An 18,044-nucleotide genomic window follows, 5' to 3' on the forward strand; every position below is an offset into this window, starting at 1 on the left:
CATCAGTTGGGGCCTAGCATGGCTCTCCTGTCAACCGGTTCCAGCCGCGGCCCGGTCGAACGGCCGCGCCCGACCAGGGAGAGAGCCATTTCCATCGATGTGAGCACGCCGAGCGTGGCGCGCATGTACGACTTCCTCATCAACGGAACCGACAACTACGCGTCGGACCGGGAAGCCTGCCGCACGCTACTGGAGATCGCGCCCAGCACCCGTGAACTCGCCCTGATCAACCGGGCGTTCCTGGTGAGGTCGGTGCGCTACCTCGCCCAGGAGTGCGGCATCCGTCGCTTCATCGACCACGGCTCCGGGCTGCCCACCCGCCCCAACGTCCACCAGGTGGCCCAGGAGTCCCAGCCCGGGGCCCAGGTCGTCTACATCGACAACGACCCGCTCGTGCACGCGCACGGGCGGCTCATGCTCGCCGAGGACCTGAAGACCACCGCGGTCATCGAAGGCGACATGCGCGACGTCGACGGCAACTTCGGGCGGCCCGAGGTGCGCCGCCTGATCGAGGACGGGGAGCCCGTCGCCGCGCTCTTCGTGTCCGTCCTGCACTGCATCCCCGATGCCGACGACCCCTGGCAGCTGGTCAAGGACGTGGCCGACCGGCTGCCCGACGGCAGTCATCTGGTCGTCTCACAGCTCGCCAGTGACCATGCTCAACTCCGGCACGAGGTGACGGAGTTCATGCGCGAGACCACCGGTGGCACGTGGGGGCGGGTGCGGTCCACCGCCGAGGTGCGGCGGTACTTCGACGGCCTCGCCCTGCAGAAGGCCGAGGAACCCGTGGAGGTCTCCACCTGGTACCCGGACACCGACATCTTCCCGCGCCAGGCGACCCAGGAGTGGATCGAGTACGGCGGCGTCGGGAAGGTCGTCCGGCCCTAGTCCCCGGCCCGCCCCTCGTCGTCGGCGAACCCGGCGATGAGCCGCTCCAACAGGACCAGCGTCTCCCGCTTGCCGAGGCTGTGCTGGATCAGCTCGGTCATCGACGCGGCATGCAGGTCGACGTCGGCGAGCTCGCTCAGCCAGGTCCCGCCGCTGTTCAACCCCTCCGTATAGACCATGTCCGGCTCTTCCCGCGGCCGGAACTTGAAGACCGTCATCGCGGTCGTCGGCGGGAACACCCGCGCGCAGGCCCGGTCGGTGAAGATGCGGATGTGCACCCGGTCGCGGTTCTCCGCGAGGTTGAACAGGTGCCGCAGCTGACCGCGCATCACCTTGCGACCGCCCACCCACTTGCGCAGCGCCCCTTCGGCGATCACGGCCGAGAAGTCCGGCGCCTCGGGCGATTCGAGTATCTGCTGCCGGCGCCGCCGCACCTCCCAGCGGCGGTCGATCGTGGGATGGTCCGGTTTGCCCAGATAGGGGGCCTGCATGATGGCGCGGGCGTAGTCGGAGGTCTGGAGCAGACCGGGCACCAGCGAGTCGGAGAAGGTCCGGATCTCCCTCGCGGCGCTCTCGACCGCCATCAGGTTGTGCAGTGACTTGTCCACCACATCGCGGTAGTCCGTCCACCAGCGGTGCTGGTTCGCGTCGTCCACGAGGCTGGTCAGCGCTCTCAGCGATTCCCGGTCGTCGTAGCCGTAGAGCGTGGCGAGCCGGGTCACGGTCTCGGTGTCGGGCCTCGCATCGCCGTTGGCCGTCTCGTACCGGCTGAGCTTGGAGGCCGAGCCGATCGCGCCCGCCGCCACCACGTCCTGGCCGCGCAGCCCCGCTTCGAGCCGCATCTCGCGCAGCCGGATGCCCAGCACGCGCGCGGGCGGGGCGGCGCTCGCACGCGGCTTCCCGGGCTCCTCGTCCGGAACCGGATCGAGAACGCGTGCGGCCACCCTGACTCCTCCAGCGCACGGCGACCGTCGCCGATACGCGCCCATCCTGAGGAACCGGGGTGGCCGCCACAACCCGTCTCTACGGGTTTTCAGCCAACCATTCCGTCGAACTCCCCCTTGCGCGCGCCATCAAGGAAGGCCGCCAGTTCGGAGGAGGTGAAGACTAACGCCGGCCCCTGCGGGAAGCGGGAGTTGCGCAGTGCCACCTCCCCCTGGGGAAGCCGTGCAATTTCGACGCAGTCGTTGTAGGCATCGCTCGCGGTCGCCTTCACCCACACCGCGTTCGCGATCTCGTCGGCCCGTACGCCGTTGCCATAGCCTGCCATTCGCTACCGCCTCTCTCCGTCTGAACTGCGCGAGCCGTTGCCTGCCCCGCGCGCGTCGAGCCCCGGTGCCCTCCGCCGTCGGGCGCGGACCCCATGGCGGTGAAATTTCAGGGAACCCGGGGGTGCCGCCGATCGTAGCGAGGCAGCGACGAGCCGTGCTGTCCCTCAAAAGTGGGCAATTCCCGTTGTCCGCACGGGGTTTCACTTGCGCAGCCGGGTCAATCGCGCGCCTCTCGTGCCCCTCCCGCCACGGCGCCGACGACGAGTCCACGCGGATGGGTTAGGTTAGGCATACCTAAGCAGAGGGCTTGGGTATCGACGCCGCCTCCCAGGAGGAACCCGCATGCGCCCCTTCCGCGTCCGCTCCACCACGCCGACCGCCGCCGAGCGCGTACGGTCGATCCTCGCGGCGGCCCATTCGATGACCGTGGTGACCGACGAGGGCCGGCACGAGGTCTACTGCGCCGGCGAGGGCGGCGCGGCGGGCCGCATCCACTTGCACGAGCCCGGCGACCTCGGCCACGCACGGCGGACCGGCCCGCTGTCCACCCGCCTGGAGCTCACCGACATCGCCCCCACCCCGGTACGCGACCGGATGCGCGCCCGCGTGACCCTTGCGGGGCTGCTGAGCGCCCCCTACGACCCCGGCTCCACGGAGAGCACCTGCATGGAGTTCGCCGGGGCCTGGATCGAGGACGCACAGGGGCGTACGGACATTTCCCTGGACGCGCTCCAGGAGACGGAGCTCGACCCGCTGGCCACCCGCGAGGCGGGCATGCTGAACCACCTCGTCGACAGCCACAAGGACCTCGTTCCGCTGCTGCTCCGGCTCGTGCGGCCGCAGGTGAAGAGCTCGCTGTCCCGCGTCCTTCCCGTGGCCCTCGACCGCTACGGTCTGACCCTGCGCCTGGAGTACCCGGCCACCCACCAGGACGTGCGGCTGCCCTTCCCCCGGCCCGTCAAGGACATCGAGCACGCGGGCCCCCAGATCCACGCCCTGCTGTCCGCGGCCCGCCGGTCCTCCCACTCCAGCCGCCTGCCGGCCTGAGCACCGGTCGGCGCGCGCCGGCCCGAAGCCTCCTCCGTCGTGTTCACGTCGTGCTGCCAGGCCGCCTTCGCCCACGGCGCGCCGGCGGGCGGGTTCACCGTCGACCGCTCTTCCCCGTCGACGGTGATGGCGCCGGGCGGCTGCGCCGCCGTTCCGAGGGTGCTGATGGCCGCGTCGAAGGTGCGAGGCGGATCTCGTGGCCGAAGGCCCCTTGCCCCTCCGATGCCTCATGGTCTACAGATTTTCGCCATGAGCCCTGAACCCGAATCCGCCTCCCCCGCACGGCCCGGTTCCTTCTACCGCGAGCTCGCCGACGGTTACTTCGAGAGCACACCGGCGACCGCAGGCCCGTGGAGTCCCAAGACCCAGCACGCCGGTCCTCCGTCGGCCCTCGTGGGGCGGGCCATGGAACGGCACCCCGGGCGGCCCGGTTCGAGGATCGCCCGCGTCACCGTGGAGTTGCTCCGTCCGGTGCCGGTCGCGGACCTGCGGGTAGAGGTGCGGGCCGTGCGCACCGGCGCCCGAGTCGAGCTCCTGGAGGGCGAGTTGACGGCGGACGGCGAGCCGGTGCTGCTCGCCCGCGCCTGGCGGATGGTGGCCAGCCCCGACGACACGCCCTCACTGCGGCACGGGCCCGCCGCGCCGCCCCTGCCGGGGCCGCGACCGCTCGGCAGCATGACGGGGGCGTACCTGGGCGGCTACGTCTCCGCGATGGAATGGCGGTTCGAGGACGGCCGGAGCTTCGACTCGCCCGGCCCCGGCACCGTCTGGGCCCGCCAGCGCGTCCCCCTGGTGGCCGGGGAGCGGGACACCGCCTTGACCCGGGCCCTCACGCTGGCCGACAGCAGCTGGGCGGTGGCGTTCGAACTGGACCACCGTGAAGGGCTGGTCATCAACACGGACGTCACGCTCGCCCTGCACCGCGACCCGGTCGGCGAATGGCTGTGCCTGCGCTCGGAGACGGCGTCGAGCCCGGCCGGTTCGGGCCTGGCGACGGGGCTGATGTACGACGGGTCGGGCGACTGCGGCCGGGTCCTTCAGACGCTGCTCGTGACGGAGCGCAGGGACGGCTGAACCCGAGGAGCGCTCCGCGCGGACACTCCCCCGGCACGCCGCTAGGGCGCGCCCCGGAACGACGCCCGGAAGCCGTCCCGCACATGCGCACGCACCCCTTGCAGACCGAACAGGACCAGAAGCTCGACCGCGCCGCCGTCGGAACTGCCCAGCCAGTGCGGAAGGAACGTGTCGAACTCGGCCGCCTCACCGGGCGGCAGGGTCAGATCCCGCTCGCCGAGCACCAGCCGCAGGCGGCCGCTGAGCACGTACAGCCACTCGAAGCCCTCGTGCGTCTGCGGGGTCGGCGCCGGCGGTTCCGGGCGAGCGGGAATGATCATCTTGAACGCGTGTACGCCGCCGGGCTGCCGGGACAGCGGCACGAAGGTCATCCCGAACCGCTGGACCGGCTTCAGATGAATGCGGGGATCGCCGGTGCGCGGGGCGCCGACGAGATCGTCCAACGGGACGTCGTACGTCCGGGCCAGCGGCAGCAGCAGCTCCAGGGTCGCCTTGCGCTGCCCGCTCTCCAGCCGGGACAGGGTGCTCTCCGAGATGCCGGTCGTCGCGGCGAGGTCGGCCAGGGTGATCCCGCGTTCGCGCCGCAGCGCACGCAGCCGAGGGCCCACCGCGCCGAGCACGTCCTCTGTTCCACGGTCCATTCGGCCATCTTGCCGGAGCGGCAAGTTTTCGTGCCAACCCGAGGTGGTCCGCCGAGACTGGGCGCATCCGTACCGACACCCGAGGAGCCCGCCGTGAGCACCCCCGAAACGACCGACGCGGTCACGTACTGGCAGGACGTCTACGCGAAGCGACCGATGGCCGCCGATCCGCGCCCGAACGTCCGACTCACCGAAATCGTCTCGGCCCTGCGGCCCGGCGCCGCCCTGGACCTGGGCTGCGGCAGCGGCGGCGACGCGCTGTGGCTCGCCCGCCGGGGCTGGCAGGTGACCGCCGTCGACATCTCGGCGGTGGCGGTCGAGCGCCTCGGCGACCTCGCCCGCTCGGGCGGCCTGGGCGAGCGGGTCGACGCGCGGCAGCACGATCTGCACGAGTCCTTTCCCCTGGGCGGGTTCGACCTGATCAACGCCCACTACCTGCACACCCCCTTCGACCTGGACCGGTCGAAGGTCCTGCGCGGCGCCGCACACGCGCTGCGCCCGGGCGGCCGTCTGCTGGTCGTCGACCACGGCTCGACCGCTCCCTGGTCGTGGAACCAGGACCCCGACGCGTACTTCCCGACCCCGCTCCAGGTCGCGGCCGGCCTCGACCTGGACCCGTCGGCCTGGGCGATCGAACGCGCGGAGCCGTCCCGCCGCATCGCGACCGGCCCCGACGGCCGCAAGGCGGAGGTCACCGACCACATCCTGGTTCTGCGGCACACTTCTTGACGTACCGTCAGGCACTGCGGGCAGGCGGTGCGCAGGGATGCGTACGTCGGCAGTCGATCCGGCCCGGCTAGCGCGTGGCGAGGCGCTCCAGCAGGGCGGCGCTCCGAGCCAGCAACTCCCTTTCCTCATCGGTGAGTTCGGCCTCGATGGCCTGCGCGAGCCAGCCGGCCCTGCGGCCGCGCTCCGCTTCGAGCGCGGACCTGCCCGCCGGGGAGAGCTCGACCAGCGACTTGCGGCCGTCGGTGGGGTGGGCGCGGCGGGTGACCAGGCTCTGTTCCATGAGCAGCCCGACCGCCCGGGCCATCGACTGGGGGCGTACGCGCTGGTCGGCGGCGAGGTCGCTGGTGGTCATGGCGCCATTGCGGTCGAGCGCGCCGAGCACGGCGGCCTGACCCAACGGGATGCGGTCCTCGTGTTTGACGCGTCGGGTGAGCTTGCCCATCGCGGTGCGCAGTTCGGTGGCGATGGCGGCGGCTTCCGTGGGCATAGGGCACTTTAACCCGCTGGTCAGTATGGCTGCCCCGCCGACCTGCACAGCGATGCTGTGCAGCAAAACTGAGCAGCAATGCTGTGCAGTATTGCTGTAGGGTCCGCCTTGTCGGGCTCAGCGCCAGCGCTGTCGCAGCCGGGGCCCGACATACGACAACGGGAAGGAACTCCCATGTCCGCACGCCCGGTCGGCACCGCCGACACCACCGTCGAGACCGTCCGCGCCCGCCGAATCATCGACAGCCGGGGCAACCCGACGGTCGAGGTCGACGTCGTCCTGGCGGACGGGTCCCTGGGCCGTGCCGCCGTCCCCTCCGGCGCCTCCACCGGCGCCCGGGAGGCCGTGGAACTGCGCGACGGCGACGCCGCACGCTGGCACGGCAAGGGCGTCGACCGGGCGGTGGCCCACGTCAACGGGGAGATCGCGTCGGCCGTGCGCGGCCGGGACGCGGTGGACCAGGCCGGGCTCGACTCGGCGCTGACCGCCCTTGACGGCACGCCCACCAAGGCCCGGCTCGGGGCCAACGCGATCCTCGGTGTCTCCCTCGCCGCCGCCAAGGCAGCCGCAGCGGCCCACCACCAGCCGCTCTACCGCTACCTCGGCGGCGCCGACGCCCGCCTCCTGCCGCTGCCGATGATGAACATCGTCAACGGCGGCGCCCACGCCGACAACCCGCTGGACTTCCAGGAGTTCATGATCGCGCCGGTGGGTGCGGACACCTTCGCCGAGGCCGTCCGCATGGGCAGCGAGGTCTTCCACACCCTGCGCCGCGATCTGCTGACCGCCGGGCACTCCACGGGCGTCGGAGACGAGGGCGGCTTCGCACCCGCGCTGCGTACCGCCGAGGAGGCGCTCGACTTCGTGGTGGCCGCCATCGAGCGCACCGGCTACCGGCCCGGTACGGACATCGGCCTGGTCATGGACCCGGCGTCGTCGGAGTTCTTCCGCGACGGGGTGTACGACTACACGGGCGAGGGGGTCCGCCGCACACCCTCCGAGCAGGCCGATTACCTGGCCGCGCTCATCGAGGGCTACCCCGTGGTCTCCATCGAGGACCCGATGGCGGAGAACGACCTGGACGGCTGGCGCGAGCTCACCGCCCGCGTCGGCGACCGCTGTCAGCTCACCGGCGACGACGTCTTCTGCACCAACGAGACGCTGCTGAGCGAGGGCATCCGCACCGGCGTCGGCAACTCGGTCCTGGTCAAGGTCAATCAGATCGGGACGCTCACCGAGGCCCTCGGCACGGTGGCGACGGCCCACCGGGCGGGCTGGACGGCCGTCATGTCGCACCGCTCGGGCGAGACGGAGGACACCACCATCGCGGACCTCGCGGTCGCGACCGGCTGCGGTCAGATCAAGACCGGCTCGCTCTCGCGCTCCGACCGCACGGCGAAGTACAACCAACTGATCCGCATCGAGGAGGAGTTGGGCGACTCGGCCCGCTATGCGGGCCGTTCCGCACTCCGCGGGGTGTGAAAGCAGGCAGCCCTGCCCCCGCTCAGGGGCGGGGCTGCTGCTGGGTGACGCAGTGGATGCCGCCGCCGCCCGCGCCGAGACTGTCGATGTCGAGCTGCTCCACCACCCGGCCCGGGAACAGTCGCTGCAGGCTCGACCTGGCCGCGGCGTCCGCGCGCGCGTCGCCGAACTGGGCGGAGATCACCGCACCGTTGCACACGTAGTAATTGGCGTACGCGGCAACGAAGTCGGGGTCGCTCGACCGGATGCGGCCGTAGTCGGGGCCCTGGATCTGGGCGACCCTGATGGGATCGCCGTCGGCGTCCTTGGCCTTCGACAGGATCTGGTACTGCTGGCGGGCGTCCTTCGCCCAGGCGTCGGTGTCGGTCGCCAGGGGCATCTGGACCAGGCCGGACCCGGCCGCCAGGAACCTGGAGGTCGCGTCCACGTGGTCGTCGGTGATGTCCCGTCCGGTCACGCCGTTGAACCAGATGACCTGGTCCGCGCCGAACGCGTCGCACAGCGCCGCTTCGATCTGGGCCTGCTTGAGCCCGGGGTTGCGGTTGGCGTTGATGAGACTGCTCCGGGTCGCCATGAGGGTGCCGTTCCCGTCCGTCTCCACCGCACCGCCCTCACCGACGAGGGCCGCCGCGGTGAACGGGACCCCGAGGCTCGCCGCGATCCGCTGGGCGACCAGGGCGTCCTTGGCGTGGGTCTGTTTGTTGCCCCAGCCGTTGAAGTTCAGGCCCACGGCGTCCAGACCGCCGGCGCCGTTGGTGCGGAAGACCGGTCCGGTGTCACGCATCCAGCAGTCGTCGACCGGGATCGAGCCGATCACGGTCACGGCCGGGCCGCAGGCGCTGCGGGCCTTCGCCACACTGGCGGGGTTGGCGCAGAGCGTGACGGGTTCGTACCGGGCGACGGTCTTCGCGATGAGCGCGATATCGGCCTGGACGCCGGCCAGTTGGCGCCCCCAGATGGCACTGCTGTCGGGCCACGCCATCCAGGTGCGGGTGTGCGAAGTGGTGTCGACGGGCACGGCGAAGCCCGCTGCGGCCGGAGCCGGTGCGGCATGCGCCCGGCCGCCCGCGGTGACCGCCCAGGCCGCGGCGGCTCCGGTGGCGGCCAGGAAGGTGCGCCTGCCGACGTGGCCGGGGGCGGGAACGCGTGGTGCAGAGTGGTCGTTCATCTCTGATCTCCGATCAGTTGAGTACGGTGCTCTGTCCGTTGGTGCGGTCCGGGCCGGCCGGGGCGTGGTGCAGGGCCCGGCGTGCGGCCGCGATGGCGTGCGGGTCCCAGCCGGGACGCGGCACGGACTCCAGCAGAAGCCGGGTGTACGGGTGTTGGGGCGCCGCGAGAACCCGCTCGGTGGCGCCCGCTTCGACGATCCGGCCCTGTCGCATGACGATCACGTCGTCGGTGACACAGCGCACTACGCCGAGGTCGTGGGTGATGAACAGGTAGCCGACGCCGGTCTCCGCGCGGATGTCGGCCAGCAGGTTGAGGATCTGGGCCTGCACGGACACGTCGAGGGCCGCCACGGCTTCGTCCAGGACGAGGATGGCCGGTTCCACGGCGAGCGCGCGGGCGATGGCGACGCGCTGGCGTTGCCCGCCCGAGAGCTGCCGGGGCAGCGCGTCACGGGTCCTGGAGCCCAGGCCGACCTGGTCGAGGAGTTCGGCGATTCGGCGGGCGTGGTCGATGCCGGGGAAGTGGAGGCGCAGGGTCTCCCGCAGCACGGCCTCGACGCTCACCCTCGGATCGAGGGAGAGGAAGGGGTCCTGGAAGACCATCTGGATCTCGCGGGCCCGCGCCAACCGGGCCGCCCTGCCCCGCACCCGGCCCGTACGTTCGTCGCCGCGTATCCGTATGTGGCCCTCGTCCGGGGACTCGAGACCCACCACGATCCGCGCCGTGGTGGTCTTGCCCGAGCCGGATTCACCGACGATGCCGAGCGAGCCGCCCCTGGCGAGGGAGAACGACACGTCGTCGACCGCCCGGACGCTTCCGTACCGGCGGTGCAGGCCGCTGACGTGCAGCACGGTCTCAGCCATGGTCGGCCCCCTGCCGGACGCGGTCGCTGTGGTGGCAGGCGACCCGGTGCGCGGGCCCGCCGGGGCCGTCCGTGAACACCCGGTCCTCGGGCGCCTCTTCCGTGCACAGCGCGGTGGCGTGGACGCAGCGCGGCGCGAAGGGGCACCCCCTCAACTCGGCTCGCAGATCCGGGGGTTGGCCGTCGATGGCGTTCAGCCGTCCCCGCGGTGCGTCGAGTCTCGGGGTGGCCGCGAGCAGGGCCGCCGTGTACGGGTGCCGGGGCCGGGCGAACAGGACGTCGGCGGGGCCCGTCTCGACGATGCGCCCGGCGTACATCACGTACACCCGGTCGCTGATGGTCGCGGCGAGGCCGAGATCGTGGGTGACGAAGAGCAGCCCGGTGCCGAAGCGGTCGCGGAGGTCACCGAGGAGGGCGACCACCTCGGCCTGGGTCGTGACGTCGAGGGCGGTGGTGGCCTCGTCGGCCAGGAGGAGCGCGGGCTCTCCCATCAACGCGGCCGCGATCATGACGCGCTGGAGCATGCCGCCGGAGAGCTGTCCCGGGTGGCGTCGCAGCGCGGCCGGCGTGAGCCCGACCGCCACGAGCATCTCCCCCGCGCGCCGCTCGGCCTCCTCGGCGGGCGTCCCGGTGTTCAGGCGCAGGCTCTCGGTGAGGAAGTCCCCGATCCGGCGCAGCGGGTTGATGGCCGCACGGGGGTCCTGGAAGATCATCGCGGCGGTGCCGGTGCGCAGCGCGCGCAGCCGTACGGCGTTCATGGCGAGCACGTCCTCGCCCGCGACCTCGACGACGCCTTCCGCGGTGGCGCCGGGCGGAAGCAGGCGCAGCACGCTGCGCGAGGTGAGCGTCTTGCCCGAGCCCGATTCGCCGACCAGGGCGACGGTCTCCCCGGCGGCGACGGTGAGGTCGACGCCGTCGAGTACGGGCCGTGCGGTGCGCGGAAGACGAAGGCGCAGCCCCCGAATGTCGAGCACGGGCGAGGCGGTGACGGAGTCCGCGGGCGCGGAACTGCCGTGCCTGTCACGGGTGTTCATCGGTCCCTCCTCGCGACACGGTCCGCCCACCGCTCGCCGACGACGTTGAACGCGACGACGGTGAGCACGATCGCGACGCACGGCCAGATCGCGGAGAGCGGGTAGCCGCGCTGGATGGCGGTCTGGCCGTCGAGCACCATGCGGCCCCAGTCGGGTGTGAGTGCGGGCACTCCCAGGCCGAGGAAGGAGAGCCCGGCCAGGTCGATGAGGGCGTACCCGAAGTTGATCGTGGACTGGGCGAGGACGACGGGTCCGACGTTGGGCAGGACGTGCCGCAGACAGATCTGCGCTGCGGAGTGACCTTGCACCAAGTACGCGCTGATGTAGGGGCGTTGGCGCTCGGCCAGCACCAGGGAGCGGGTGAGTCGGCTGACGTACGGGAGGTAGGCGACGGCCAGCGCGACGACCGGGGCGGTGAGCCCCTCCCCGTACACCGCGACGATCAGGATCGCGAGGAGCATGCCGGGGAAGGCGAAGACGAGTTCCGTGCTGCGGGAGAGTACGGAGTCGAGCCAGCCGCCGCGCCAGGCCGCGGTGGTTCCGATGGCCACGCCGGCCAGGGTGGAGAAGGCGACCACCCCGAGCGGCCCGAGCAGCGAGGTGCGGGCGCCGGTGACCAGCCGGGCCAGCGTGTCGCGGCCGGAGGAGTCGACGCCGAAGGGGTGGGCGCCGGAGGGGCCCGCGAGTGCGTTGCCCAGGTCCACGGCGTTGGGGTCGGCGGGAGAGATCCAGGGGGCGAGCAGTGCCGCGAGCACGACGAGGGTGACGAAACCGAGACACAGCGCGTACAGGGGTGCGCGAGGGGTGCGGAGCCGGGACAGGCCCGGGCGCCGCAGGACGGCGACGCTCATGCGGGTGACCTCCGGGGGGCGAGGGCGATGCGCGGGTCGACCAGGGGGTGTGCCAGGTCGACGGCGAGGTTCACCGCCATGAACAGGCCGACCATGGTGAGCGAGATGGCCTGCACGGTGGGGAAGTCCTTGGTGGTGATGGACAGTTCGAGGAGCTGTCCGATGCCGCCGACACCGAACGCCGACTCGACGAGGACCGTGCACACCAGGAGCGTGGACACGATCAGGCCACCGGTGGTGAGGACGGTGCCGAGCGCGTTGCGGAACACGTGACGGCCCATCACCTTGCGCCGGGGCACGCCCCGGCTGAGGGCGACGGTCACGTGTTCCTGTCCGAGGACCTCGACCATGGCGCTGCGGGTGACCCGGGCGAGCATGCCGATCAGGTACAGGGCGAGCGCAACGGCGGGCAGCGTCAGGTGCCAGAGCATCTGGACGAACCCGTCGCCGGTCCCGCCGGCCGGGAACCAGTGCAGCCGCACCGCGAACAGGCCCTGGAGCATCACGGCGGCGACGAAGGACGGGGTGCCGACGGCGAGCGTGGTGGTGACCAGGATCGTCGCGTCCACCGCGCCGCCGCGCACCGCGGCGATCCGGCCGAGCACGAGCCCCACGACCACGACGAGCACCAAGGCCATGGCGACCAGGAGCAGGGTGCTGGGAAGGCGGTCGGCGAGCAGCCGTGACACATCGGTGCGGTAGGTGATCGAGCGGCCGAAGTCACCGTGCAGCAGCTGGCCGAGCCAGCGGAAATACCGTACGGCGAAGGGCTCGTCGAGGTGGTACTGCCGGTTGACGGCCTCCAGTGCGGCTGGGGACGCGGAACGTCCCGAGAGCAGGAAGTCGGCCGGGCTGCCGGGCGCCAGATACATCGCGCCGAAGATGACGAACGAGGCCGCGAGGAGGGTGAGCGCCATCTCGGCGAGGCGACGCAGGCCGAATCTGAGGAAGTTCACCGTGCGGCCCCCACGTCTGCCGCCCAGGGGTAGTAGAGGTAGGAGATGGTGGTGGGGGCGCCGGTGATCCGCTTGTTGAGGAACACCGTGGTCGGCCATTCGGCGACCGGTATCCACAACACCTGCTCGACGGCCTTCTGTTGGAGCTTCGCCTCCACGGCGAACCGGGTGGCCGGGTCGTAGGCGGCACGCGCCCGGTCCACGAGCCGGTCGTACGAGCGGTCGCTGTACCCGGCGTAGTTCTGGTAGGCGCCGGTACGGAAGTTGCTCAGCAGGTCCAGCGGGTCGGTGACGGAGTCGTAGTACGTCTCCGGGAACAGGTCGATGCCCTCGCGTGCCTTGGGGTCGGTGAACAGTGCCGTGAACGCGTTCGGGGCGATCGTCTTCAGCCGGACGTCGAGCCCGATCTGGGTGCCGGCCGCCTGGAGTGCGGTGGCGAGCAGGGACACGTCCTGTCCGATCGCGCTGGTCGCGACGGTCACCCTCTTCCCGGTGGCCCCGGCCTCCTTGATGAGCCTCCTGGCTTCTCCCAGGTCCGGCTCGGTGGAGGGGAGCCCCGCGAAGGCGGCCTGTCGGCTCTGCTCGGGCGCCTCGGCCCAGGCCGCTCTGGTGGTGAGCGAGTGGGTGACGGTCCCGCCACCGCCCAGGCCGGTCTTGACGAAGCCCTTGCGGTCGAGGGCCAGGGACAGGGCGCGCCGCACGCGGACGTCGCCGAGCACGCCGTGCATGTTGGTCACGTTGACGTTGTCGGTGCTGAGGCCCTCGCCGAAGTAGAGGGTGCCCACGCCACTGGAGCGCAGCGCGCCGTAGCTCTCGGTGGGGATGAGGTAGCCGCCGTCCACTTCACCGCTGAGCATCGCCTTCGTGCGCGCCGAGGAGTCCGTGAGGAAGCGGAACACCACTGTGCCGGACTTGGCCCTGCTCCCCCAGTACCCGGCGAACCGGTCGAGCTCGATCGACTGGCCCTTCTCCCACCTGCCGAGCTCGTACGGTCCCGTGCAGCCGAGGCCGCCCGATGTGCCGTAGTCCTTGCCCGCCGCCTCGACCCCGGCCCGGCTCGCGACCACGCCCGCGGCGGTCGCCATGTACTGGGGGAACTGGGAGTCGGGCCGCTTCAGTTTCACCGTGACCTGGAGTGGGCCGGTCTTGGTGACGGAGGCGACGTTCTCGAAGACCTGCGCCCAGGACGCCCCGTTGTCGGGGTTCATCTGCCGGCCGAGGCTGAACACGACGTCGTCCGCGGTCATCGTGGCCCCGTTGTGGAAGCGCACGCCGGATCGCAGATCGTAGATCCAGGTCGAAGGGTCGGGGTTGCTCGCCTTCTCTGCGAGCCCCGGCACCGTCTTGAGCTGGGGCGTCCAGCGCATCAGGCTCTCGCAGACATTGGAGAGGATCATGTTCTGCGGGTAGTCGAAGGCGGAGATGTAGTCCAGCGTCGGCGGCTCCGCGTACAGGGCCCAGCCGAACGAGTCGATCTCGCCCTTCGCGGGCGGAGTACCGGCGGACAGCTCGAAGTCCGCTGCCGCGGCAGGGGAGTTGGTGCCGGGCGGCCCCGCGCAGGCGGACATCAGGAGGGCGGCGGACAGAGCCGCGGCGATCAGGGCGAGCCGGTGGGGACGGCGTACTCCTGGCCGGGGCGGTGGGGTGGGCATCGGCGCGGTTCCTCTCCGTACGGGCGCGATGGGGTGGGGCGGGGGGGCCGGCCCGGGCCTGGGCGGTCAGGGCCGGGCGGGCGGCGCTTGCGGGAGGGATCAGGTGCGGCGGGGCGCGGCGGGCACCTGCTGGGTGATGCAGTGGATGCCGCCGCCACCGTGGGCGAGCGCCGTGGTGGGCACCCCGACGACCTTGCGGTCGGGGCAGGCGGCGGCGATCACGGCCAGCGCCTCGGCGTCCTGGGGCAGGCCTGCCACCGGGACGACCACGCCGCCGTTGGCCACGTAGAAGTTGAGGTAGCCCACCTCGACGGGGGCGCCGTCGACTTCGGTGAACGCGCTCTGCGGAAGGTCGACGATCTCCAGGGTGCGGCCCTGGGCGTCGGGAGTGACTTCGAGGATCGCGCGGTTGGCGCGCATCCGGGCGTAGTCGGGGTGCGCGGGATCGTCCGGGAGCTGGACCACGACCTTGCCCGGAGCGACGAAGGCACAGACGCCGTCGACATGGCCGTCGGTCTCGGTGTCCAGGAGCCCGCCGTACGGCAGCCACACGACCTTGGTGACACCGAGCCGGGTCTTCAGCTCGGCCTCGATCTCGTCCCGGGTCAGGCCCGGATTGCGGTTGGGGTGGAGCAGACACTGCTCGGTGGTAATCAGAGTGCCTTCGCCATCCACGGTGATCGCACCGCCTTCGAGGATCATCTCGGAACGGATCCCGGCCTCGCCGAGGTGTTCCAGGAGCAGCGCGCCGAGCCGGTCGTCGGCGTCGTACGGGTGGTGCTTGCGGCCCCAGGCGTTGAACCGGAAGTCGACGCCGGCGCGGTGGCCATCGGGGTCGAGCACGAAGATCGGTGCGGAGTCCCTGAACCAGGAGTCGTCCAGAGGCAGTTCGATCACGTCGACGCCTTCGCCACACCGGGTGCGGGCCTCCTCGCCGTGGCCGGGCGGCGCGACCATGGTCACCGGCTCGAACCCGGCGATGGCTCGGGCCACTTGGGCGTACTCCTGCTTCGCCTGCTCAAGGACGGCGCCCCAGAGATCGCCGCGCGTGGGCCAGGCCATCAGGCAGCGCTCGTGCTCGGTCCACTCGGCGGGCATGCGGAAGGTCATCACAGCTCTTTTCGTAGGTTTTCGTCAGGTCTTCGTCTGGTCTTCGACGGGCCTTCGCGAGGAAGGGCAAAGGAAGGGGCGGCAAAGGGGGCCACGAGGGTGCGTGGCCGGTTCGGTTCGGCAGCCGGGGGGCTTCGCCGAGCGGGTCGATGACCGTGCTGACCGCTGGTGTGCCCGGAATACTCCACCGAACTGAAAATTCAGTCAAGACATGACACCGAACGATCTCGGCCGCTCGTCAGCGGGTCGGCAGCTCGGCGGCTCGTCCGTTCCTCGGCGCGCCGGCAGCTCGGCGGTGCCTCGATGCTGCGATCCGTCGATGCGTCGATGCGTCGATGCGTCTACAGGAAGTAGAGGCGGTTGAGGGAGACGGAGTCGGCCGGTTCGGAGCGCAGTGGGTCGCCGTCGAGGGTGACGAGCCCGGTACGGCCGTCGACGCCGACCGCACCGGTACGGGAGTTGAGCAGGAGGTCGGCGGGGCCGATGCCGCGGGTGCCGCGTACCGCGACCCGGCGCCGCCGGGTGGGCAGCAGGTCGCCGCCCTGGTCGAGGGCGGCCTTCGCCACGAACGCGACGGACAGCTCGGCCGCGGTCCCGCCGTGCGCCCCGAACAGCGGCCCCAGCACGAGGGGTTCACAGGTGTCGGTGGCCGCGTTCGGATCACCGGTGACACCCCAGGCGGGGAAACCGGACTTCAGGACCATCTGCGGCTTCGCACCGAAATACGCCGGCCGCCACAGCACGATGTCGGCCATCTTGCCGACCTCGATCGACCCGATCTCGTGCGCGAGCCCGTGCGCGATCGCGGGGTTGATGGTCAGCTTCGCCATGTACCGCAGCACCCGCGCGTTGTCATCACCGTCCCCGTCACCCTCCAGCGCACCGAGCTCAGCCTTCATCTTCCCGGCCATCGCGAACGTGCGCCGCACCGTCTCACCGGCCCGGCCCATGCCCTGCGCGTCCGAGGACGTGATCCCGATCGCACCGAGGTCGTGCAGCACGTCCTCGGCACCCATCGTGCCCGCCCGGATACGGTCCCGGGCCATCGCCGCGTCCCCCGGCAGATCCGTCTTCAGATCGTGCACCGAGACGATCATCCCGTAGTGCTCGGCGACCGCGTCCCGCCCGAACGGCAGCGTCGGATTCGTCGAGGAGCCGATCACATTCGGCACCCCCGCCATCTTCAGCACGTTCGGCACATGCCCGCCCCCGCACCCCTCGATGTGGAAGGCGTGGATCGTCCGCCCCTCCAGCACCTTCAAGGTGTCCTCGACGGTCAGGCACTCGTTCAACCCGTCGCTGTGCAGGGCGACCTGGACATCGTGTTCCTCCGCCACCCGCAGCGCCGTGTCCAGCGCCCGGGTGTGCGCGCCCATGTCCTCATGCACCTTGAACCCGCACGCCCCGCCCTCCGCCAAAGCCTCCACCAACGGAGCCGGATGCGAGGACGAACCCCGGCCCAGGAAACCGATGTTGACCGGCCACGCGTCGAACGCCGCGAACGCGTTGCGCAACGCCCACGGCGAGTTCACGCCCACACCCCAGACCGGGCCGAACTCCTGGCCGATGATCGTGGTCACACCCGAGGCGAGCGAGGCCTCCATGATGCGCGGCGACAGCAGATGCACATGAGTGTCCACCGCCCCGGCGGTCGCGATCAGCCCCTCACCGGAGACGATCGACGTGCCGGTACCGACGACCACGTCCACCCCGTCGAGCGTGTCCGGATTCCCGGCCCGCCCGACCGAGCAGATCCGCCCCTCACGGATACCGATCGACACCTTGCGGATGCCCTGCACCGCATCGATGACGACCACATTGCTGATCACGACGTCACACGTCTCGCGGACGGCGGCGGCCTTCAGATGCAGCCCGTCCCGGGCCGTCTTGCCGAAGCCCGCAAGGAACTCGTCGCCCGGGGCCTGCGAGTCGGAGTCGACGCGCACGGTCAGACCGGAGTCCCCCAGCCGGACACGGTCCCCGGCACGGGGGCCGTGCACGGAGGCGTACTCGTACGGGTCCATCACTTGTCTCCCTCTCGCGCGCCGGTTCCGAGGTATCCGCAGGCGGCGGCCCTGCGCAAGGCCTCGTCCTTGGCGCCGGGCGCGTCAAGGGGGCCGTCGACCAGGCCCGCGAAGCCGATCGCGATGCGGTCGCCGCCGATGGGCACGAGGCCGACCTCCGCACTCTCCCCGGGCCCGAACCTCACCGACGACCCCGCCGGCACACACAACCGCATCCCATACGCGGCAGCCCGCTCGAAATCCAGCCGCGGATTGGCCTCGAAGAAATGGAAGTGCGACGTGACACTGATCGGGACCGATGCGGTGTTGCGGACCGTGAGCACGCGTACCGGCTCGGGGCCGCGGACGTCCCCGGCGACGGGCAGCAGCGCGCCCGGTGCGAGTTCGCCGAGGCCGCCACCGCCGCCGAAGGGATCGCCGACCACGGCCAGCCTGCTTCCGTCGTCGAAGACCGCCTCCACATGAATCTCGGTGACGACGTCGGGGACGCCGGGCAGTACGTCCTCGGGACTGAGGGCCTTGCGGGCCGCGGCGACGGCCTCGGCGAGGCGGGCGCCGTCGCGGGCCGCCTCGCACACCGTGTCCGCGATCAGCGCGGTCGCCTCCGGCACGTTCAACCGCAGCCCCCGGGCCCTACGGGCCCGGGCCAGTTCCGCGGCACCGAACAAAAGCAGCCGGTCACGTTCCGTCGGGGTCAACCGCATGTCCGCGGCTCCGGCTTGAGGCCCGGCGCGGATGCCGGGAGAAGGGCTTGGATGAGCATGAG

General features: G+C 71.4%; 18 protein-coding genes. 5 read left to right on the top strand and 13 right to left on the bottom strand.

Features of this window, described 5'->3' with window-relative positions; all coding sequences use genetic code 11:
• Positions 1–18 precede the first annotated feature (18 nt).
• Positions 19–888: an SAM-dependent methyltransferase gene (locus tag IE267_RS13480; RefSeq protein WP_189763349.1), complete on the top strand. Its 870-nt coding sequence runs from the start codon at positions 19–21 to the stop codon at positions 886–888.
• Here IE267_RS13480 and IE267_RS13485 read toward each other — a convergent pair.
• On the bottom strand, positions 885–1,832 hold the full coding sequence (locus tag IE267_RS13485; RefSeq protein ID WP_189763350.1) for a helix-turn-helix domain-containing protein: 948 nt from the start codon (positions 1,830–1,832) through the stop codon (positions 885–887). The two genes, IE267_RS13480 and IE267_RS13485, sit on opposite strands and share 4 nt — an antisense overlap.
• A gap of 89 nt (positions 1,833–1,921) precedes the next feature.
• Positions 1,922–2,158, bottom strand: a complete 237-nt coding sequence (locus IE267_RS13490) for a DUF397 domain-containing protein (RefSeq protein ID WP_161255460.1) — start codon at positions 2,156–2,158, stop codon at positions 1,922–1,924.
• A 343-nt stretch (positions 2,159–2,501) separates the two neighbouring features.
• Here IE267_RS13490 and IE267_RS13495 point away from each other — a divergent pair, with 343 nt between their 5' ends.
• Both IE267_RS13495 and IE267_RS13500 read left to right on the top strand, forming a co-directional pair.
• A complete protein-coding gene (locus IE267_RS13495) occupies positions 2,502–3,206 on the top strand; it encodes a DUF2470 domain-containing protein (protein ID WP_167162295.1) in 705 nt (234 codons plus the stop codon).
• 249 nt (positions 3,207–3,455) lie between these two features.
• A complete protein-coding gene (locus tag IE267_RS13500; RefSeq protein ID WP_189763351.1) occupies positions 3,456–4,280 on the top strand; it encodes a thioesterase family protein in 825 nt (274 codons plus the stop codon).
• Positions 4,281–4,321: 41 nt separating this feature from the next.
• Here the strand turns inward: IE267_RS13500 and IE267_RS13505 are convergent, their stop codons facing one another.
• Entirely contained in the window at positions 4,322–4,921 is a 600-nt protein-coding gene (locus IE267_RS13505) for a helix-turn-helix domain-containing protein (RefSeq protein ID WP_189763352.1), read from the bottom strand.
• A 93-nt stretch (positions 4,922–5,014) separates the two neighbouring features.
• On the opposite strand from IE267_RS13505, the gene IE267_RS13510 reads away from it, so the two are divergent.
• Entirely contained in the window at positions 5,015–5,650 is a 636-nt protein-coding gene (locus IE267_RS13510) for a class I SAM-dependent methyltransferase (protein WP_189763353.1), read from the top strand.
• 67 nt (positions 5,651–5,717) lie between these two features.
• Here IE267_RS13510 and IE267_RS13515 read toward each other — a convergent pair whose 3' ends face one another.
• Positions 5,718–6,137: a MarR family winged helix-turn-helix transcriptional regulator gene (locus tag IE267_RS13515; protein WP_167162299.1), complete on the bottom strand. Its 420-nt coding sequence runs from the start codon at positions 6,135–6,137 to the stop codon at positions 5,718–5,720.
• A 174-nt stretch (positions 6,138–6,311) separates the two neighbouring features.
• Between IE267_RS13515 and eno the strand changes: the two genes are divergently transcribed.
• A complete protein-coding gene (eno, locus tag IE267_RS13520; RefSeq protein ID WP_189763354.1) occupies positions 6,312–7,619 on the top strand; it encodes a phosphopyruvate hydratase in 1,308 nt (435 codons plus the stop codon).
• Between the two features lie 22 nt (positions 7,620–7,641).
• On the opposite strand, the gene IE267_RS13525 is transcribed toward eno, so the two are convergent.
• The 9 genes from IE267_RS13525 to ureA all read right to left on the bottom strand — a co-directional run bounded on the left by IE267_RS13525 (position 7,642) and on the right by ureA (position 17,982).
• A complete protein-coding gene (locus tag IE267_RS13525; RefSeq protein WP_189763355.1) occupies positions 7,642–8,787 on the bottom strand; it encodes an agmatine deiminase family protein in 1,146 nt (381 codons plus the stop codon).
• 13 nt (positions 8,788–8,800) lie between these two features.
• Positions 8,801–9,652, bottom strand: a complete 852-nt coding sequence (locus IE267_RS13530) for an ABC transporter ATP-binding protein (protein WP_189763356.1) — start codon at positions 9,650–9,652, stop codon at positions 8,801–8,803.
• On the bottom strand, positions 9,645–10,685 hold the full coding sequence (locus tag IE267_RS13535) for an ABC transporter ATP-binding protein (RefSeq protein WP_189763357.1): 1,041 nt from the start codon (positions 10,683–10,685) through the stop codon (positions 9,645–9,647). Before IE267_RS13535 ends, IE267_RS13530 begins: the two co-directional genes overlap by 8 nt.
• Positions 10,682–11,536 carry an ABC transporter permease gene (locus IE267_RS13540; protein WP_167162311.1) on the bottom strand — a complete coding sequence of 285 codons (855 nt, stop codon included), beginning with the start codon at positions 11,534–11,536 and terminating at the stop codon, positions 10,682–10,684. Before IE267_RS13540 ends, IE267_RS13535 begins: the two co-directional genes overlap by 4 nt.
• Positions 11,533–12,492 (bottom strand): ABC transporter permease, encoded by a 960-nt coding sequence (locus IE267_RS13545; RefSeq protein ID WP_189763358.1) that lies wholly within the window; start codon positions 12,490–12,492, stop codon positions 11,533–11,535. The genes IE267_RS13540 and IE267_RS13545 overlap by 4 nt, the downstream gene beginning before the upstream one ends.
• Positions 12,489–14,144, bottom strand: a complete 1,656-nt coding sequence (locus IE267_RS13550) for an ABC transporter substrate-binding protein (RefSeq protein ID WP_189763359.1) — start codon at positions 14,142–14,144, stop codon at positions 12,489–12,491. The genes IE267_RS13545 and IE267_RS13550 overlap by 4 nt, the downstream gene beginning before the upstream one ends.
• A gap of 99 nt (positions 14,145–14,243) precedes the next feature.
• Complete coding sequence (locus tag IE267_RS13555; protein WP_229861102.1) at positions 14,244–15,254, bottom strand: agmatine deiminase family protein; 1,011 nt, start codon at positions 15,252–15,254, stop codon at positions 14,244–14,246.
• Between the two features lie 341 nt (positions 15,255–15,595).
• Positions 15,596–17,278, bottom strand: a complete 1,683-nt coding sequence (locus IE267_RS13560) for an urease subunit alpha (RefSeq protein ID WP_189763360.1) — start codon at positions 17,276–17,278, stop codon at positions 15,596–15,598.
• Entirely contained in the window at positions 17,278–17,982 is a 705-nt protein-coding gene (gene ureA, locus IE267_RS13565; protein ID WP_189763361.1) for an urease subunit gamma, read from the bottom strand. The genes IE267_RS13560 and ureA overlap by 1 nt, the downstream gene beginning before the upstream one ends.
• Positions 17,983–18,044 lie beyond the last annotated feature (62 nt).

The organism is Streptomyces xanthochromogenes (genome assembly GCF_014650455.1).
Lineage (GTDB): Bacteria > Actinomycetota > Actinomycetes > Streptomycetales > Streptomycetaceae > Streptomyces > Streptomyces xanthochromogenes.

What these genes read in the sequence shown, in the direction of transcription:
- IE267_RS13480 (WP_189763349.1), top strand. Translation starts at nt 19, where the DNA reads ATGGCTCTCCTGTCAACCGGTTCCAGCCGCGGCCCGGTCGAACGGCCG.
- IE267_RS13490 (WP_161255460.1), bottom strand. Translation starts at nt 2,158, where the DNA reads ATGGCAGGCTATGGCAACGGCGTACGGGCCGACGAGATCGCGAACGCG.
- IE267_RS13495 (WP_167162295.1), top strand. Translation starts at nt 2,502, where the DNA reads ATGCGCCCCTTCCGCGTCCGCTCCACCACGCCGACCGCCGCCGAGCGC.
- IE267_RS13500 (WP_189763351.1), top strand. Translation starts at nt 3,456, where the DNA reads ATGAGCCCTGAACCCGAATCCGCCTCCCCCGCACGGCCCGGTTCCTTC.
- IE267_RS13505 (WP_189763352.1), bottom strand. Translation starts at nt 4,921, where the DNA reads ATGGACCGTGGAACAGAGGACGTGCTCGGCGCGGTGGGCCCTCGGCTG.
- IE267_RS13515 (WP_167162299.1), bottom strand. Translation starts at nt 6,137, where the DNA reads ATGCCCACGGAAGCCGCCGCCATCGCCACCGAACTGCGCACCGCGATG.
- eno (WP_189763354.1), top strand. Translation starts at nt 6,312, where the DNA reads ATGTCCGCACGCCCGGTCGGCACCGCCGACACCACCGTCGAGACCGTC.
- IE267_RS13525 (WP_189763355.1), bottom strand. Translation starts at nt 8,787, where the DNA reads ATGAACGACCACTCTGCACCACGCGTTCCCGCCCCCGGCCACGTCGGC.
- IE267_RS13530 (WP_189763356.1), bottom strand. Translation starts at nt 9,652, where the DNA reads ATGGCTGAGACCGTGCTGCACGTCAGCGGCCTGCACCGCCGGTACGGA.
- IE267_RS13535 (WP_189763357.1), bottom strand. Translation starts at nt 10,685, where the DNA reads ATGAACACCCGTGACAGGCACGGCAGTTCCGCGCCCGCGGACTCCGTC.
- IE267_RS13540 (WP_167162311.1), bottom strand. Translation starts at nt 11,536, where the DNA reads ATGAGCGTCGCCGTCCTGCGGCGCCCGGGCCTGTCCCGGCTCCGCACC.
- IE267_RS13550 (WP_189763359.1), bottom strand. Translation starts at nt 14,144, where the DNA reads ATGCCCACCCCACCGCCCCGGCCAGGAGTACGCCGTCCCCACCGGCTC.
- IE267_RS13555 (WP_229861102.1), bottom strand. Translation starts at nt 15,254, where the DNA reads ATGACCTTCCGCATGCCCGCCGAGTGGACCGAGCACGAGCGCTGCCTG.
- IE267_RS13560 (WP_189763360.1), bottom strand. Translation starts at nt 17,278, where the DNA reads ATGGACCCGTACGAGTACGCCTCCGTGCACGGCCCCCGTGCCGGGGAC.
- ureA (WP_189763361.1), bottom strand. Translation starts at nt 17,982, where the DNA reads ATGCGGTTGACCCCGACGGAACGTGACCGGCTGCTTTTGTTCGGTGCC.